Origin of the sequence: Stenotrophomonas sp. G106K1 (assembly GCF_037969685.1) — a bacterium.
Lineage (GTDB): Bacteria > Pseudomonadota > Gammaproteobacteria > Xanthomonadales > Xanthomonadaceae > Stenotrophomonas > Stenotrophomonas lactitubi.
Genome location: NZ_JBBPFR010000009.1, coordinates 1 through 17,821, shown reverse-complemented (window position 1 = coordinate 17,821; position 17,821 = coordinate 1). Strand labels below are relative to the sequence as shown.

At 66.1% G+C, this 17,821-nt stretch carries 13 protein-coding genes; 7 read left to right on the top strand and 6 right to left on the bottom strand.

Going from position 1 to position 17,821, the window contains the following annotated elements; genetic code table 11:
• From asnB to WKB25_RS10105, 7 genes are all read left to right on the top strand, one after another.
• Positions 1-1,944 (top strand): asparagine synthase (glutamine-hydrolyzing), encoded by a 1,944-nt coding sequence (asnB, locus tag WKB25_RS10135; RefSeq protein ID WP_340570349.1) that lies wholly within the window; start codon positions 1-3, stop codon positions 1,942-1,944.
• Between the two features lie 66 nt (positions 1,945-2,010).
• Entirely contained in the window at positions 2,011-2,571 is a 561-nt protein-coding gene (locus WKB25_RS10130; RefSeq protein ID WP_340570347.1) for an NAD(P)H-dependent oxidoreductase, read from the top strand.
• A 213-nt stretch (positions 2,572-2,784) separates the two neighbouring features.
• Complete coding sequence (locus WKB25_RS10125) at positions 2,785-4,215, top strand: replicative DNA helicase (RefSeq protein ID WP_025876786.1); 1,431 nt, start codon at positions 2,785-2,787, stop codon at positions 4,213-4,215.
• Between the two features lie 201 nt (positions 4,216-4,416).
• Positions 4,417-6,660 carry a TonB-dependent receptor gene (locus tag WKB25_RS10120; protein ID WP_340570346.1) on the top strand — a complete coding sequence of 748 codons (2,244 nt, stop codon included), beginning with the start codon at positions 4,417-4,419 and terminating at the stop codon, positions 6,658-6,660.
• Entirely contained in the window at positions 6,660-8,249 is a 1,590-nt protein-coding gene (locus tag WKB25_RS10115) for an alkaline phosphatase D family protein (RefSeq protein ID WP_340570345.1), read from the top strand. The genes WKB25_RS10120 and WKB25_RS10115 overlap by 1 nt, the downstream gene beginning before the upstream one ends.
• A gap of 211 nt (positions 8,250-8,460) precedes the next feature.
• Complete coding sequence (locus tag WKB25_RS10110; protein WP_340570344.1) at positions 8,461-8,676, top strand: hypothetical protein; 216 nt, start codon at positions 8,461-8,463, stop codon at positions 8,674-8,676.
• A complete protein-coding gene (locus WKB25_RS10105) occupies positions 8,673-8,933 on the top strand; it encodes a hypothetical protein (protein WP_340570342.1) in 261 nt (86 codons plus the stop codon). The genes WKB25_RS10110 and WKB25_RS10105 overlap by 4 nt, the downstream gene beginning before the upstream one ends.
• Before the next feature lie 62 nt (positions 8,934-8,995).
• On the opposite strand, the gene WKB25_RS10100 is transcribed toward WKB25_RS10105, so the two are convergent.
• The 6 genes from WKB25_RS10100 to WKB25_RS10075 all read right to left on the bottom strand — a co-directional run bounded on the left by WKB25_RS10100 (position 8,996) and on the right by WKB25_RS10075 (position 17,567).
• Positions 8,996-9,232, bottom strand: a complete 237-nt coding sequence (locus WKB25_RS10100; RefSeq protein ID WP_340570339.1) for a hypothetical protein — start codon at positions 9,230-9,232, stop codon at positions 8,996-8,998.
• Between the two features lie 274 nt (positions 9,233-9,506).
• Positions 9,507-10,943, bottom strand: coding sequence for a dihydrolipoyl dehydrogenase (gene lpdA, locus WKB25_RS10095; RefSeq protein WP_032951934.1), 1,437 nt, complete (start codon positions 10,941-10,943; stop codon positions 9,507-9,509).
• Positions 10,944-11,006: 63 nt separating this feature from the next.
• Positions 11,007-12,206, bottom strand: coding sequence for a dihydrolipoyllysine-residue succinyltransferase (sucB, locus tag WKB25_RS10090; protein ID WP_340570335.1), 1,200 nt, complete (start codon positions 12,204-12,206; stop codon positions 11,007-11,009).
• A 39-nt stretch (positions 12,207-12,245) separates the two neighbouring features.
• Positions 12,246-15,077, bottom strand: coding sequence for a 2-oxoglutarate dehydrogenase E1 component (locus WKB25_RS10085; protein ID WP_340570332.1), 2,832 nt, complete (start codon positions 15,075-15,077; stop codon positions 12,246-12,248).
• Between the two features lie 186 nt (positions 15,078-15,263).
• On the bottom strand, positions 15,264-16,166 hold the full coding sequence (locus tag WKB25_RS10080) for a GNAT family N-acetyltransferase (RefSeq protein ID WP_340570330.1): 903 nt from the start codon (positions 16,164-16,166) through the stop codon (positions 15,264-15,266).
• A 3-nt stretch (positions 16,167-16,169) separates the two neighbouring features.
• On the bottom strand, positions 16,170-17,567 hold the full coding sequence (locus WKB25_RS10075; RefSeq protein WP_340570328.1) for a cupin domain-containing protein: 1,398 nt from the start codon (positions 17,565-17,567) through the stop codon (positions 16,170-16,172).
• Between the last annotated feature and the right edge of the window lie 254 nt (positions 17,568-17,821).

Genomic DNA, 17,821 nt, shown 5'->3' with positions numbered 1-17,821 from the left:
ATGTGTGGATTGGCGGGTATGTTGTTGCCGGCGGCACTGACGCCGGCCGAGGTCCTGCAGGCGCAGGCGCTGGCCATGGGCCAGGCGCTGCACCATCGCGGGCCGGATGACGGCGGTACCTGGGTCGATGCCGCCGCCGGCATCGCCCTGGCCCACCGGCGCCTGAGCATCCTCGATCTTTCACCGCTGGGCCACCAGCCGATGGCCTCGGCCGACGGTCGCTATGTGATGGCCTACAACGGCGAGGTCTACAACTTCGCCGCCCTGCGCGCGGAACTGGAGCCGCTGGGCCATGCGTTCCGTGGCCATTCCGATACCGAGGTGCTGCTGGCCGCGATCCTGCAGTGGGGCGTCGAGGACACCCTGCAGCGCGCCAACGGCATGTTTGCCATCGCCCTGTGGGACCGCCAGGAACAGTGCCTGTGGCTGGCCCGCGACCGGGTCGGCAAGAAGCCGCTGTACTACGGCTGGGCCGGTGATGCGCTGGTGTTTGGTTCCGAGCTGAAGGCGCTGTGGCAGCATCCGGATTTCGACAACGATATCGACCGCGATGCGCTGACCCTGCTGCTGCGGCTGGACTACATCCCCGCGCCGCACAGCATCCACCAGCGCTGCTACAAGCTGATGCCCGGCCGCGTGCTGCGGCTGGATGCGGCGGCGGTGGCGGCAGGGGCCAGCGCACATCGCCCAGAGCAGGCACAGCGTCCGTACTGGGACGCACGCGCGCGCATGCAGGCTGCACTGGCCGCACCGTTCCAGGGCCGCATCGAGGAGGCCGAGGAGCAGCTGGATGGCCTGCTGCGCGATGCGGTGGCGCTGCGCATGGTGGCCGATGTGCCGGTGGGCGTGTTCCTGTCCGGCGGCACCGATTCGTCGCTGGTGGCGGCGCTGATGCAGGCGCAGAGCGGGCAGCCGGTGCACAGCTTCAGCATCGGCTTCAGCGGTTCCCACCACGACGAGGCACCGTTGGCCAGGGAACTGGCTACCCACCTTGGCTGCGATCACACCGAACTGTATGTCAGTGGCGCCGATGCGCTGGCGGTGGTGCCGCAGCTGCCGGCGATGTTCGATGAACCCTTTGCCGATGCCTCGCAGGTGCCGACCGCGCTGGTCGCCCGCCTCGCCCGGCAGGGCGTGACCGTCGCCTTGTCCGGTGACGGTGGCGATGAACTGTTTTTCGGCTACACCCGCTATGTACGCGCGCTGCGCAACTGGCAGATGCTGGGACGGGTGCCCGCGCCGCTGCGGCGCTGGATGGGCGCGCGTGCGCACCAGCAGGGTGAAGCATCGCGCACTGGTGGGCTGGCCGCGTTGCTGGCCGAAACCGGCGCGCGCGGCATCGGCGATGTGTATCGCAACCGCATTTCGCGCTGGCGCGATCCGGCGGCGGCGGTGATCGGTGCGAGCGAGGCGGGCAGCTTCTACGATCTGGCCGATCCGCTGCATGGTGCCGGTACGCCGGCCGACGCGATGATGCTGGCCGACTTCGTCAGCTATCTGCCCGATGACCTGCTGTGCAAGGTCGACCGCACCTCGATGGCGGTCAGCCTGGAGGCGCGCGCGCCCTTGCTGGACTGGCGCGTGGCCGAGTTTGCGTGGTCGCTGCCGCTGGGCTTCAAGCGCAGCGAATCGACCAGCAAGGTGCTGCTCAAGCGCGTGCTGGGGCGGTACGTGCCGCAGTCGATGGTGCACCGGCCCAAGCGTGGATTCGGCGCGCCGGTCAGTGATTGGCTGAAGGGCGATCTGAAGCCCTGGGCGGACGAGCTGCTGCAGCCGGCGCGGCTGGAACGTGAAGGGGTGTTGTCGGCCGCGGCTGTGCAGCCGCTGTGGCAGCAGTTCCTGGGCGGCCAGCGCAAGTGGCACACGCACCTGTGGAACGTGCTGATGTTCCAGGCCTGGCAGGACCATTGGCGGCAGGTGCGCGCAGGCGTACAGCGCGGCTGATCTTCACCGGTGGGGAAGGGCGCGGCCGCTAGGCTGGCTCTTCCGCACCGTGAGGAGTATGTCCTGATGTCCGTCCCCACCATTGCCGTTTTCGTCGGCAGCCTGCGCAAGGACTCGTGCAACCGCAAGCTGGCCCACGCGCTGGAGAAGCTGGCCGGCGACAAGGCGCGCTTCCAGTATGTGCAGATCGGCGACCTGCCGCTGTACGACCAGGATTTCGACGCCAGCTATCCGGCGCAGGGCACGCGCCTGAAAGACCAGGTGCGTGCCGCCGACGCCGTGCTGTTCGTTACTCCTGAGTACAACCGTTCCGTGCCGGGCGTGCTGAAGAATGCGATCGACATCGGCTCGCGCCCTTACGGCGACAGCGCCTTCGCCGGCAAGCCAGCGGCGGTGATCGGCGCCTCCATCGGCCAGATCGGCACGGCGGTGGCCCAGCAGCACCTGCGCAACAGCCTGGCCTTCCTGGACATGCACGTGCTTGGCCAGCCCGAGGCGTTCATCCACTTCAAGGATGGCCTGATCGATGCCGACGGCACGATCCACAATGAAGGCACGCAGACGTTCCTGAAGGGCTACGTGGACCGGTTCCTGGCCCTGATCGCGGTACATGCCAAGGGCGATTGACGCCAGCGGCCGCGGTCGCCATCTGCGATAATGCTCCGCTGCGGGCGTCGCAACGACGCCCGTCGCAGGCAATGCGACGCCCCCGCGCCAGTCTGGACAGGCTCAGGCGGATATCCCCCGTTCTTCCACGGCTTATCCACAGATTTGTCCATGGCCGCCGGGGTCGGTGCATGCCTACACTGGTCTGGCCCCTTTTGCAGGAAACACCGCAGCATGTCCGCCCGTTCCGGCTTCCGTTCCAACCGCAGAGAGCGCGGCGATGGCTTCGATCGCGATCGCGATGAATCGCGTATCGACCAGTTGCGCGTGCCGCCGCACTCGGTGGAGGCCGAACAGGCGGTGCTGGGCGGCCTGATGCTGGCACCGGAGGCCTACGACCGGGTCAACGATCAGTTGACCGAGGGTGACTTCTACCGCCGCGACCACCAGATGATCTACCGGGCGATCCGCGAGTTGTCCGAGCGCGAGCGTCCGTTCGATGCGGTGACCCTGGGCGAATGGTTCGAATCGCAGGGCAAGATGGAGCTGGTGGGCGATGGCGCCTATCTGATCGAACTGGCCAGCACCACGCCGTCGGCGGCCAACATCGTGGCCTATGCCGAGATCGTGCGCGACAAGGCGGTGCTGCGGCAGTTGATCCAGGTCGGCACCGATATCGTCAACGATGGTTTCCAGCCCGAGGGCCGCGACAGCAGCGAGCTGCTGTCTGCTGCGGAAAAGAGCGTGTTCGCCATTGCCGAACAGGGCGCGCGCGGCCGTACCGACTTCGTGGCCATGCCCGGCGCGTTGAAGGACGCGTTCGAAGAGCTGCGCAACCGCTTCGAGAATGGCGGCAACATCACCGGCCTGCCGACCGGCTACACCGATTTCGATGCGATGACCGCCGGCCTGCAGCCGACCGACCTGATCATCCTTGCCGCACGTCCTGCGATGGGCAAGACCACCTTCGCCCTGAACATCGCCGAGTACGCGGCGATCAAGTCGAAGAAGGGCGTGGCGGTGTTCTCGATGGAAATGTCCGCATCGCAGCTGGCGATGCGCCTGATCTCCTCCAATGGCCGCATCAACGCGCAGCGCCTGCGTACCGGCCAGCTGGAGGACGAGGACTGGAGCCGGGTGACCGGTGCGATCAAGATGCTGAAGGAAACCAAGATCTTCATCGACGATACGCCGGGCGTGTCGCCGGAGATCCTGCGTTCCAAGTGCCGCCGCCTCAAGCGCGAGCACGACCTGGGCCTGATCGTGATCGACTACCTGCAGCTGATGAGCGTGCCGGGCAACAGCGAAAACCGCGCGACCGAAATCTCCGAAATCTCGCGTTCGCTGAAGGGCCTGGCCAAGGAACTGCACGTGCCGGTCATCGCGCTGTCCCAGCTCAACCGCTCGCTGGAAACGCGTACCGACAAGCGCCCGGTGATGGCCGATCTTCGCGAATCGGGCGCAATCGAGCAGGATGCGGACATGATCGTCTTCATCTACCGCGACGATTACTACAACAAGGAAAATTCGCCGGACAAGGGCCTGGCCGAGATCATCATCGGCAAGCACCGTGGTGGCCCTACCGGCTCGTGCAAGCTGAAGTTCTTCGGCGAGTACACCCGTTTCGACAACCTGGCCCACGATTCGGTCGGTTCGTTCGAGTAACCGATGATTCCGGCGTGCCCTGTAGAGCCAAGCCCACGCTCGGCTCTCTTCGTTCGGGCGCGCGACCTCATGTTCTCCGTCCGGATCGGCAAAAATCCGTACGTGGCGTGTAAATGACATGTAACGCAACGCTTCTACGATTCCGCCGCTGCTGCTCTTTTGACGCCGCCCTTCGGCGTCCAGCGCGCCCAAGGAATCCCCATGTCTTGCCATGCTCCGCTTCGCCGCAATCTGCTGGCCCTGCTGGTCTGTGCCTCACTGCCTTCGCTGGCCGCCGCTGAAACCGCTCCTGCCGTCGACGCACAGTCGGCCACTACCCTGGATTCGGTCTCGGTGATCGGCCGGGGCGAGGCACGCCAGGTCCAGCGCGTGACGGCCGAGGACATGAAGGTGCTGCCACCCGGCGCCAACCCGCTGAAGCTCCTGGCCAGCAAGCCGGGCGTGCATTTCGAATCGGCCGATGCCACCGGTGCCTACGAGTGGTCCACCAGCATCAGCCTGCGCGGCTTCAACCAGAACCGCCTGGGCTACACGCTCGATGGCATCCCGCTGGGCAACATGAGCTATGGCAACAGCAACGGCCTGCATATCAGCCGCGCGGTGATCAGCGAGAACCTGGGCGGTGCCGAGGTCTCCACCGGCATCGGCGCGCTGGGTACGCCGTCGACCAGCAACCTGGGCGGCGTGTTCCAGTTCTATTCGATCGATCCCTCCACCGAATACGGTGTCGTGCTGGCGCAGAGCCTGGGCAGTGACAGCGCACGCCGCAGCTATGCCCGCCTGGAAACCGGCGAACACCAGGGCTTCGCCGCCTACCTGTCCGGTGCGTACTCGGAGAGCGACAAGTGGAAGGGCAAGGGCTCGCACGAACTCAAGCAGTTCAACGGCAAGGCGACCTACAACTTCGGCGTCGACAGCCGCATCACCGCGCTGTTCAACGCCTCGCGCCGGGTTGAAGCCGATTACCAGGATCTGTCGCTGGAGATGATCGATCGCCTGGGCTGGAACTGGGACAACTATGCGCCGGACTGGAACCGTGCCCTGGCCGCTGCGCGTGGCCAGTACAGCGGCGGCGTCAACAGCCCGTGGGATGCGTACTACTCGGGCCATGGGCTGCGCAACGATGATGTCTCCAGCATCGCCGGTGACTTCGGCCTCAACGAGACGATGCGCCTGAAGGTCAACGTCTACAACCACAGCAACCGCGGCCAGGGCCACTGGTTCAGCCCGTCCAATCCGTCCAACCCGGGCACCAGCCGCGAGATTCCGATCTCGATCCGAACCACCGAATATGCGATCGACCGCACCGGCGTGACCTCGGCGTTCACCTGGAACGTGGGTGGCCATGAGCTGGAAGCGGGCCTCTGGTACGAAGACAACGGCCACAGCGTGCAGCGCAACTTCTACTACATCGATGGGCCGATCACCGACGACTTCTTCCTGCGCAACCCGGACCAGCGCGTGTGGCACCAGCGCTACACCACCATCACCCGCCAGTTCTACGTGCAGGACCGCTTCCGCCTGTTCGATGACCGCCTGACCATCGACGTCGGCGCCAAGTCGCCCAACACCCGCACCAGCGTGCGCACGCCGCTGGGCAGCTATGCCAGCAACAGCAGCCTGACCGCGAAGAAGGGGCTGCTGCCGCAGGCCGGCTTCAACTTCAAGCTGGACGAGCGCAACGAAATCTTCGGTTCCTATGCGAAGAACATCGCGGCCTATGCGCTGGGCGTGGGCAGTCCGTTCAATGTTCCGCAGGTGGCGTTCGATGCCAGCGCCAAGGACCTGAAGCCGGAACAATCGCGCACCATCGAACTGGGCTGGCGCGGCTACGGCCGGGGGTATGAAGCCTCGGTCGCGGTGTACGACGTCAAGTTCGACAACCGCCTGCTGGCCATTGCCCAGTGCGTGGGCATCCTCGGTTGCCCTGCGCTGTATTCCAACGTCGGTTCGGTCACCAGCCGCGGTGCCGAGGCAACCCTGCAGCTGAAGCCGATGCGCGACCTGAGCTGGTCCAATGCGCTGTCGTGGAATGACAGCAGCTACGACAACGACTACGTCAACAACGGTGTGGTGCCGACCCGCGGCAAGAAGACGGTCGACACGCCGGAATGGATGTTCGCCAGTACCCTGGCGTGGACGCCGGGCCCGTGGGACCTGCGCCTGGCCGCCAACCACGTCGGCAAGCGCTACGTGACCTACACCAATGATGTCTCCGTGCCGAGCTACTGGCTGATCAATGCGTCGGTGGCCTATGACATGGGCAAGCTCGGCCCGGCGCAGAACCTGACCCTGGCGCTGAACCTGACCAACCTGGCCGACAAGCAGTATCTGGCGACCATCAACACCAACGGTACCTACGCCGCTGATCCGACCCGCAGCCTGGCGACCATGCAGGTCGGTGCGCCGCGGCAGGTGATGGCCACTGCGACCGTGCGCTTCTGATGAAGCACATCGCCGATCCGGAAACCCGCCGTCGTCTGCTGCGCCTGGCCTGGCAGGGGACCGGAGCGGCGATCGCACTGGCGGCCATGCCCGGCGTCGCCGCCACCGGTCCGCGGCCGCGACTGGGGCGCGATCCGTTCACCCTCGGCATCGCCGCAGGTGATCCGGATCCGCAGGGCGCGGTGCTGTGGACGCGTCTTGCACCGGATCCCCTCAACGGCGGTGGCATGCCGTCGCGCGCGATCCCGGTGCGTTGGTTCGTTGCCGAAGATCCGTCGATGCGCCGGCTGGTGCAGCGTGGCGTGGCGGCGGCCGTGCCGGAGCTGGCCCATTCGGTGCACGTGGAAGTGACCGGCCTGCGTCCAGGGCGCGATTACTACTATCGATTCGCCTGCGACGGCGGCGAGGAGAGTGCGGTCGGGCATTTCCGCACCGCGCCGCTGCCGGATGCGCAGCTGCAGCAGCTGCGGCTGGCGCTGTGCACCTGCCAGGCCTGGAACAGCGGCTACTACCCGGTACTGGCGGATATCGCCCGCAGCGATGTCGATCTGGTGCTGCATGCCGGTGACTACCTGTACGAATACAGCCCGTTGCAGAACGCACGTGGCAGCACGCTGGATGCACAGCGCTTCAGCGGTGAAACCCTCAGCCTGGAGCGTTATCGCGACCAGTACGCGCTGTACAAGCTCGACCCGGACCTGCAGGCCGCGCACGCCGCGCATGCCTTCGCGGTGATCTGGGACGACCACGAAGTGCAGAACGACTATTCCGGCATCCATCCGGAAAAGAGCGACGTGCCGACCGAGGACTTCATCGTCCGTCGTGCCGCGGCGTACCGCGCGTTCTACGAACACCTGCCGATGCGCAGCACGCCGGCCGGCAACGGTGGCCTGCGCGTGCACCGCCGCCTGCGCTACGGCGACCTGGCCCAGCTGACGTTGCTGGACTGCCGTCAGTTCCGTCCGGCCAATCCCTGTGGCGTCGGCGAATCGGCGCGCTGCGAGGCGGCGCTGGACCCGCGCATGAGCATGCTCGGGGTGGGGCAGGAGGACTGGTTCGCGCAGTCGATGGCGGCTGCGGCGGGAACGCGCTGGAACGTGGTGGTGCAGCAGCTGTTGATGGCGCAGCTGCGGTTGGAGCAGGGCACGCCGCGCGAACGTTTCTGGAACGACGCCTGGGATGGCTACCCGGCCGCCCGCAAGCGCCTGCTGCAGGCGATGCAGGCCGGTGGGCAGGGCAACGCTATCGTACTGGGCGGTGACTGGCACTCCACGTTCGTCAATGACCTGAAGCTGGATTTCGATGCCGCAGACGCGCCGGTGATCGCCACCGAGTTCATCGCCCCGGCGATCAGCAGCGGTGGCGATGACACGCCGTATGGCCCGTACTACGGCCCGTCGATCCCGCAGAATCCGCACATCCGTTATTTCGATGGCGACCGGCGTGGCTGGTGGAAGCTGCAGTTGAACCGGCAGACCGTGGACGCGGAACTGCGGTTCGCCGACAGCGTGCTGCGGCGCGATGCCGATGTTCGCACTGCCGCGCGATTCCAGGTGAGCCACGGTCGTCCCGGCGCAGTGCCGGTGTAGTGGCCGGTGCCGACCTCCTCGGTGGGTGCGGACCTTGGTCCGCACACTCATGCAACCCGCCGGGCATGGCCCGGCGCTACCGGGCAGAGGCAGGGCGCAGATCGACCGGTTTCATCGCCCCCAGCCGGGTTTCGTCGCAAACCGTTTGCCCGGGCCGGGGCAGGGCGCCAAGGTGACGACAGGCGGCGGGGTGCCGCCGAGGGAGCCTGTGATGAAGACCTTGTTCGCGCTCGGTGTGTGGTGCTTGCTGTTCGTGCTGTGCTGGCCGTTGGCGATCCTGGCGCTGGTGGCCTGGCCGTTCGTGTGGCTGCTGAGCCTGCCGTTCCGCTTGGTCGGTATCACGTTCTCGGCGCTGTTCGCCTTCCTGCGTGCGCTGTTCATGCTGCCGGCACGGTTGCTGGGTGGTGGCCGCGCGGTGGCGGCATGAGGCCGCTGGTCATCGCGACGCTGGCGCTGCTGATGGCGGCGCCGGCCTGGGCCAAGCAACCGCCGTCGGCCTACCTTGAGCGTCAGCACCCTGCCGGCAGGACGGAAGCCAAGGCGACCGACAAGGACGCCGGCAAGGAAAGCTGCCGGGTGGTGAAGGAATGGAAGATGGGTGAGGTGATCGCCCAGCACCGGATCTGTGACGATCCGCCGAAGCCGAGCACTGCGGACCGGGAACCTGCACCGCCGCAGCGTTGATGCGCGACCCGCGATGGGTACAGGCAGTCCCGGCACGCGACAGGACCCGGACGACGCACGACTCAGCCCGAGGGCGGTCGGCCGATGGCCAACGACCGGACCAGCTCTTCGCCGGTAGCGGCGATTTCGAAATCCACGCCGTCGAAGGTGACGGAATTGCCGTTTGCCAGCGCGTATCTCGGCAGGCCTTCGGTCAGGCGTGTGCCGGGAAGAATCGTCGCGTCGAACTGCGGCCAGAACTTGAACACCAACACCCTGCGGCCATCTTCGCCGCGGGTCTCGATTCGTTCGTTTTCCATGGAGATCTCCACTGTCTGAGCAGCCCCACGAGCAGGTGCGGGAGCACCACCTGTCGCGCATCCATGGCTTGGCGATGCAACGCGACCTCAGGGGTGAGCCTACCGCACTGGAGGTCGACGCCCGTGTGAGGGCGGGGGACGCTCGCCTGCCGCGCGCCGAGTGCCAAGAGTCTCCCACCCTTGTTCTGCAGTCATCGTGCAACAAAAAACCCCGCCGAGGCGGGGTTTTCAGTATCCGGAGGGTGCCGGCCAGTGGCCGGCACTACCAGATGGCTCAGTTCGCCTTGTGGATCGCGCGCTTGCTCACGGCCATTGCCGCGTCGTGCACCACTTCCGACAGCGACGGGTGGGCGTGGCAGATGCGCGCCAGGTCGTCGGCCGAACCACTGAACTCCATGGTCAGCACGCCTTCGTGCACCAGCTCGGACACGTTGGCGCCGACCAGGTGCATGCCCAGGATGCGATCGGTTTCGGCGTGGGCCAGAACCTTCACGAAGCCTGCCGGCTCGATCATCGCCACGGCACGGCCGTTGGCGGCGAACGGGAAGCTGCCGGCCTTGTACGGAATGCCCTCGGCCTTCAGCTGCTGCTCGGTCTTGCCGACCCAGGCCAGCTCCGGCTCGGTGTAGATGACCCACGGAATGGTGTCGAAGTTGACGTGGCCCGGCAGGCCGGCGATCAGTTCGGCAACCGCGATGCCTTCCTCGAAGCCCTTGTGTGCCAGCATCGGGCCGCGCACGCAGTCACCGACCGCCCAGACGCCGTTGACGCCGGTGTGGCAGTGCGCGTCGACTTCGATCTGGCCACGCTCGTTGATCTTGACGCCGGTACCCTCGGCCAGCAGGCCCTTGGTGGCGGCGCGACGGCCGACGGCCACCAGCAGCTTGTCCACCACCAGCGACTTCTCGCCTTCGGCGTCGGTGTAGGTCAGGGCGACTTCCTTCTTCTTGCCCTTGCCGGTCACTTCGGCCTTGGAGACCTTGGCACCCAGGCGGATGTCCAGGCCCTGCTTCTTGAATTCCTTGGCGGCGGTCTTGGCCACTTCGGTATCAGCCGCCGCCAGGAAGTCCGGCAGCGCTTCCAGGATGGTCACTTCCGAACCCAGGCGCTTCCACACGCTGCCCAGCTCCAGGCCGATCACACCGGCGCCGATCACGGCCAGGCGCGCCGGCACTTCGGTGAAGTCCAGGCCGCCGACGTTGTCGACGATGGTCTCGCCGTCGAACTTGGCGAACGGCAGTTCGATCGAATCCGAACCGGCGGCGATGATGACGTTGGTGCCCTTCAGCTCGACGACCGAACCGTCATGCTGGGTGACCTTGACCACGTTGCCCGGCTGCAGTTCGCCGAAGCCGTAATAGGCGGCGACCTTGTTGGCCTTGAACAGCATGGCGATGCCGCCGGTGAACTGCTTGACGATCTTGTCCTTGCGGCCAACCATCGCCTCGACGTCCATCTTGGCATCCTTGAAGCTGATGCCGTGGTCGCCAAAGATGTGGCCCATGTTCCAGAACTGGCGCGAGGAATCCAGCAGCGCCTTGGACGGGATGCAGCCCACGCGCAGGCAGGTGCCACCCAGGGCCGGCTTGCCGTCCTTGCCCAGCGCTGCGTCGATGCAGGCGGTCTTCAGGCCAAGCTGTGCCGCGCGGATGGCAGCGTGGTAACCGGCCGGGCCGGCACCGATGACGACGACGTCGAATTGTTCAGCCATTGAAATAGTCCTTGTTGCATTACCAGAACCCCTCCGCGCAGGCGCGGAGGGGCGGGAGGTCTCTTACAGGCCGAACAGCATGCGGCCCGGGTTTTCCAGCTGGTTCTTGATGTCCACCAGGAACTGCACCGAGTCCTTGCCGTCGATGATGCGGTGATCGTAGGACAGCGCCAGGTACATCATCGGCGCGATCACGACCTGGCCGTTCTGGGCGATCGGGCGCTCCTTGATGGCATGCATGCCGAGGATGGCGCTCTGCGGCGGGTTGATGATCGGGGTCGACAGCAGCGAACCGAAGGTGCCGCCGTTGGTCACGGTGAAGGTGCCGCCCTGCAGTTCTTCCAGGCTCAGCTTGCCGTCACGGGCCTTCTTGGCGTAGTCGGCGATGGTCTTTTCGATGTCGGCGAACGACATGCGCTCGACGTTGCGCAGCACCGGCGTGACCAGGCCCTTCTCGGTCGACACGGCGATCGAGATGTCCGAGTAGCCGTGGTAGATGATGTCGTCGCCGTCGATCGAGGCATTGACCAGCGGGAAGCGCTGCAGTGCGTTGGCGGCGGCCTTCACGAAGAAGCTCATGAAGCCGAGCTTGATGCCGTGTGCCTTGACGAACTCGTCCTGCAGTTCCTTGCGCGCCGCCGAGACCTTGGACAGGTCGACTTCGTTGAAGGTGGTCAGCATGGCGGTGGAGTTCTTCGACTCCATCAGGCGCTCGGCGATGCGCTTGCGGATGCGGGTCATCGGCACGCGTTCTTCCGGACGTGCGCCACCGGCCTTGCCGGCGCCGCCGTTGCGGGCGAAGTTGACGATGTCTTCCTTGGTGACGGCGCCACGACGGCCGGTGCCATCGACGTCGGCCGGATTCACGCCTTCGGTGATGGCGCTGAAACGGGCACCCGGCGGCAGTGCGTCGGCAGCCGACTTGGCAGCCGGGGCCGGAGCAGCGGCAGCGGCGGGAGCAGCGACGGCCGGAGCGGCCTCGGCCTTCTTCTCTTCGGCAGCCGGAGCCGGTGCAGCCGCCACGGCGCCTTCTTCGATGATCGCCACGACCTGGCTGGAAGTGACGGTGTCGCCTTCCTTGAACTTGATTTCCTTGATCACGCCATCGACCGGCGACGGCACTTCCAGGACGACCTTGTCGGTTTCCAGGTCAAGCAGGTTTTCGTCGCGCTTGACGGCGTCGCCCACCTTCTTGTGCCAGGTGGCGATGGTGCCGTCGGCGACGGATTCGGGCAGTACCGGGGCTTTGACTTCGGTGGCCATGCGGGAGCTTCCTGGTTTGTCTTCTAAATAGGGGGAGAGTTATTCAGCGAACGAGTCGTTGAACGGGTTGACCAGTGCATCGGCGACCAGCTGCTGCTGTTCGCGGACGTGGTCAGCCATGTGACCGGCAGCCGGCGAAGCCGAACGTGCGCGACCGGCGTAGTGCAGGCTCTGGCCGTCGGCCAGGCAGAACTGCAGGTGGTGGCGGATCTGGTACCACGCCCCCTGGTTCTGCGGTTCTTCCTGCGTCCACACCACGTCGGTGGCCTTGCCGTACTTCTTCAGTTCGGCAGCCAGCAGCGCACGCGGGAACGGATACAGCTGCTCCACGCGGATGATCGCCACGTCGTCCTGGCCACGCTTGGTCTGGTCTTCCAGCAGGTCGTAGTAGACCTTGCCCGAGCACAGCACCACGCGCTTGACCTTCTTGGCATCTGCATTGGCATCGCCGATCAGGTGCTGGAACTCACCATTGGCCAGCTCGTCCAGGGTCGACACGGCCAGCTTGTGGCGCAGCAGCGACTTGGGCGACATCACCACCAGCGGCTTGCGGGTGGTCAGGTGCTGCTGGCGACGCAGCATGTGGAAGGCCTGCGCCGGGGTCGACGGCACCACCACCAGCATGTTCTCCAGCGCGCACAGCTGCAGGAAGCGCTCCAGGCGTGCCGAGCTGTGTTCCGGGCCCTGGCCTTCATAGCCATGCGGCAGCAGCAGGGTCAGGCCGGAAATGCGGCCCCACTTTGCTTCGCCGGCAGCGATGAACTGGTCGATCACCACCTGGGCGCCGTTGGCGAAGTCGCCGAACTGGCCTTCCCAGATGCACAGGGTGTTCGGATCGGTGGTCGAGAAACCGTACTCGTAGGCCATCACCGCTTCTTCGCTGAGCAGCGAATCGATGACCGTGGCCTTCTCCGGCGAATCCACCAGCTGCCGCAGCGGCAGGTAGTAGTTGTCGGTCTTCTGGTCGTGCAGGATCGCGTGGCGGTGGGTGAACGTTCCGCGGCCGACGTCCTGGCCGACCAGGCGCAGCGCACTGCCTTCATCCAGCAGGGTGGCGTAGGCCAGGTTCTCGGCAAAGCCCCAGTCGCCCGGGATTTCGCCGGCAGCCATCTTGCGGCGGTCGTCGTACACCTTGGACACGCGCGAGTGCAGCTGAACTTCTTCGGGCACGGTATTGATCAGCTTGGCCAGCGCGACCAGCTTGTCCTTGTCGACCTTGGTCGACACCGGATCGGACAGCTTGCCTTCCAGCAGCTTCGGCCAGTCGACGAACAGCGGGCTGGTCGGCGGCGTCTTCTCGACCTTGGCCAGTTCGGTGGTCACTTCACCGGCATCAAGCTTCTCACGGTACGCATCGACCATCGCCTTGCCGGCGCCGGCGGCGATCACGCCTGCCTTTTCCAGCTGCTCGGCGTACATCTCGCGGGTGGTGGCGTGCTTGCGGATCACCTGGTACATCAGTGGCTGGGTGATCGCCGGCTCGTCGGCCTCGTTGTGGCCCCAACGGCGGTAGCACATCAGGTCGATGACCACGTCCTTGGCGAACTTCTGGCGGAATTCGAACGCCAGCTGCGCGGCGAACACCACCGCTTCGGGATCATCGCCGTTCACGTGCAGCACCGGGGCGGCGATCATCTTCGCCACGTCGGTGGCATAGCGCGTGGAGCGCGTATCCTGCGGATTGGAGGTGGTGAAGCCGACCTGGTTGTTGACCACGATGTGCACGGTGCCGCCAACGGCGAAACCACGGGCCTGCGACATCTGGAACAGCTCCATGACCACGCCCTGGCCGGAGAAAGCCGCGTCGCCGTGGATCAGGATCGGCATCACCTGCTTGCGTGCGGTGTCCTTGCGGCGTTCCTGGCGCGAACGCACCGAGCCGGCAACCACCGGGTCGGCGATTTCCAGGTGCGACGGGTTGAACGCCAGGGCCAGGTGGACCGGGCCACCCTCGGTGGCCACGTCGGCGGAGAAGCCCATGTGGTACTTCACATCGCCGGCCGAGGCGTGCTCGTCGTGCTCGAACTTGCCTTCGAATTCGTCGAACAGCTTGCGCGGGTTCTTGCCGAGGGTGTTGACCAGCACGTTCAGGCGGCCGCGGTGGGCCATGCCGATCACCACGTCCTTGACGCCATCCTTGCCGGCGCTGCGGATGATGGTGTCCATCATCGGGATCAGCGAGTCGCCGCCTTCCAGCGAGAAGCGCTTCTGGCCGACGTACTTGGTGTGCAGGTAGCGCTCGAGGCCTTCGGCGGCGGTCAGGCGCTCCAGCGTGCGGCGCTGGGTGTCAGCGTCCAGCTGGTAGTTGCCACCGGCCAGTTCCAGCTTCTTGTAGATCCACTGGCGCTGCTCGACCTCGGAGATGTGCATGAACTCCGCACCGATCGAACCGGTGTAGGTCGCCTTCAGTCGCGCCAGCAGGTCACGCAGCTTCATGCGCGGCTGACCGCCCACGCCGCCGGTGCTGAACTCGCTGTTGAGGTCAGCATCGGACAGGTTGTGGAAGGGCAGGCCGAGGTCCGGAGTGTTGACCGGAGCGGCCAGGCCCAGCGGGTCCAGGCGGGCGTCCAGATGACCACGCGAACGGTAGGCGGTGATCAGGCGACCGACATTGCGCTCGCGCTCATCGCCTGCACCGGTACCGGTGCCTGCTTTCAGCGCATCCTTGGCCGCGTCCGCGATGTGGGAAATGACGGCCGAGTGCGGAATGTCGCCTGCTTCGCGGCCCTTGAAGCCGTCGAAGTAGGTTTTCCATTTGGGATCGACACTATCCGGGGAGACCAGGTACTGCTCGTACAGGTCCTCGACATAGGAGGCGTTGCCGCCGGCGAGTTGCGAAGATTGCGCAAACTGCTTCAGTTGATTGTCCACGATGGAGGGTGCTGATTCGCTTTGTGGGGTATGGCTTCAGAAGGACCCGGCACGAAGATGAATAGCCATGCACGGGCGCGTTCAAACGGCCAAATTGTACCCCCATCCGGACACGAAGGGGCGGCGGCGAGGGCATCGGGCGTCCCCCGGTGTCGGTCCCAGACAGGTTGAGCGCACCGGTCGCGGTCAGATGCCGAGCGCGCGCAATTCGCTGCATTCGCGCGAACGGTCCCAGACACGCTGCAATTGCTGCTCGAACGGCTGCGAACGTGCCGGTAGCGCGATTGCGGATTCGCCGTCGAGGCGATGGCCGATGAGACGAAAGTAGAAGTCGCCTGCATCGTTGAGCAGGCAGGCCGAGGCCAGGGCACGGTCGATCGGATCGGCCACCTCGCGGAACTGGATCACACTGGGAAGGCGCTGGAACAGCGCCAGCAGCGGCGCACCGGCGCTGGCGATGGCGGCGGCGTCATGCACGATCACCCGCAGCTGCTTGTCGTGACGGGCGGTGACGAAGCGGCGCAGGGCTGCCTGTACCGGTGGCGCGTCCAGCAGGCCGGGGTCCAGCTGACGGCTGTGCAGCCACAACCGACGGCGGGCACGGTGGATGATCGCCGTGGTGATCGCCACCGCTTCGGCGCGGCTGTCGATGGCCGATGTGGTCTGCAGCCGGCGCCGCATCTGCTGGTGACCGATGCCGGCTTCTGCGAATTCCGGGCCTTCCGGGAGGAAGCCCTGGCGGGCGTAGAAGTCGCGGGCCGGCAGCTGCGCATGCAGGTGCAGCTCGGCCAGGCCGAGCTGGCGCCCGGCCTGTACCAGCGCCTCCAGCAGGGCCTCGCCGACGCCGCGGCCGCGATACGCAGCCAGTACCGCCATTCGGCCGATGCGACCGTCCGGCGCCAGCCGCCCGGTGCCGACCGGTTGCCCGTCGGCATCCAGTGCCAGCACGTGGGCGCAGACCGGATCCAGGGCATCGCGCTCGAGTACGGCGTCGATGCCCTGTTCCTGCACGAACACCCGTTGGCGCACGTCGTGGATGGCGACGTGGGCCTCGGCATGGCGTACCTGCTGGACCCGCAGTGGACTCATGGTTCAGCCGCGGCTGGGCTCGCTGTCTTCTTCGTCGTGGTCGTCGAAGTTGACGATCACTTCAATGCCGTCGTCGTGCACGGTCACCAGATGGACGTCATCGGACATGGCGTCAGCGTCGATGACCTCGACCTGCTCACGACCCTCGATCACCTCACCCAGCACCACCTCCTCCTCGTCGGCATACACCTCGTTCGGATCGATCAGCTGGAACACGCCGCCGACCAGCAGTTGCTGGAGTACTGCGCGGCCCTTGTCGGACAGGCCGCGGTAGGCGGCGGCATCGAGCTGCTCGGCACCTGCCAGGCGTTGTGCGTCCTTGACCGGCAGGGCGAAATCCTGGCCACTGACATACAGGCTGGCGCCACGCTTGGCCTTGCGCCAGGCCAGGCGCGCCCAAGGGTGACGCTGCAGCAGCAGGCCCGACTGCAGGGCCTCGAGCACTTCTTCCTGTGGCGGCGCAGCCTGGTGGGCCATCACCTCGCCGGCGGCGCGGTAGGTGGTGATGAAGCGGCCGAACCAGTCACCCAGCTTGTCCGGGTCGTTCATGCGGATGGCGTTGAGCGCGGTGATCACCCGTGCCATCGCCACGGTGTCGATTTCGTTCGGATCGGCCGGTGCCTTCAGATCGGCATCCTGGTAGCGGATGTTTTCGTCGGCGTCGGCGATCAACGTGTCCAGATAGTCACTGATCAGCTCGGCCGAAGACGGTGCGCGCATGCCGAACGAGAACGTCAGGCACGGGTCTTCAGCGACGCCGTGATGCGGCACGTTCGGCGGCAGGTACAGCATGTCGCCCGGTGCCAGTACCCAGTCGTGGGTCGGCTTGAACACTTCCAGCAGCTTCAGCTCCACGTCGGGGCGGAAGCCCAGCGGCGGGCGCTTGCCCTTGATCGATTCGCTGGCATCGATCTGCCAGCGGCGGTGGCCGTGGGCCTGCAGCAGGAACACGTCGTACTGGTCGACATGGGCGCCGACCGAGCCACCGGTAGCGGCGAAGCTGATCATCACATCATCCATGCGCCAGCGTGGCAGGAAGCTGAAGTGTTCGATCAGGGCGCGCACGTCCTTGTCCCACTTGTCCACGTCCTGCACCAGCAGGGTCCAGTCGTGATCGGGCAGGGCCGGGAAGAGGTCTTCCTGGAACGGGCCACTACGGACGCGCCAGCTGTCCTGGGCCTTGTCGTGCTCGATCAGGCGGGCGAGTACGCCCTCTTCGCAGGCCAGGCCCGCCAGGTCTTCCGGCTGTACCGGGGTCTGGAAGTCGGGAAAGGCGTTGCGGATCAGCAGCGGGCGTTTCTGCCAGAAGTCGCGCAGGAACAAGGCCGGGGACATGCCCAGCGGCTGGCCACGACGGGCGTGGACTTCGATCAGGGGGGAGGTGGACTTGCGGGCGGCCATGGGGGAGTTCCTTGCAGCGGAAAGCGGGAGGGGCGGCGTGGCGGGCCGCCAAGGCCTCCATTGTCCGACGTTCGTTGGGATTGCGCACGTGCGGTGGTTTGTCGCGGGCTTCCGGCCAACGGCTGAGCCCCTCGTGGCGGGGTGGTTCACAATCAAAAGCCGTGCTTGGCCGGGCGGGTGGGCCATGCAGGGGACGCTGCAAGTACGTCCCTGTAAGCTCGATGGCGCCAACCAAGGCGCCAACCCCCCAGCAA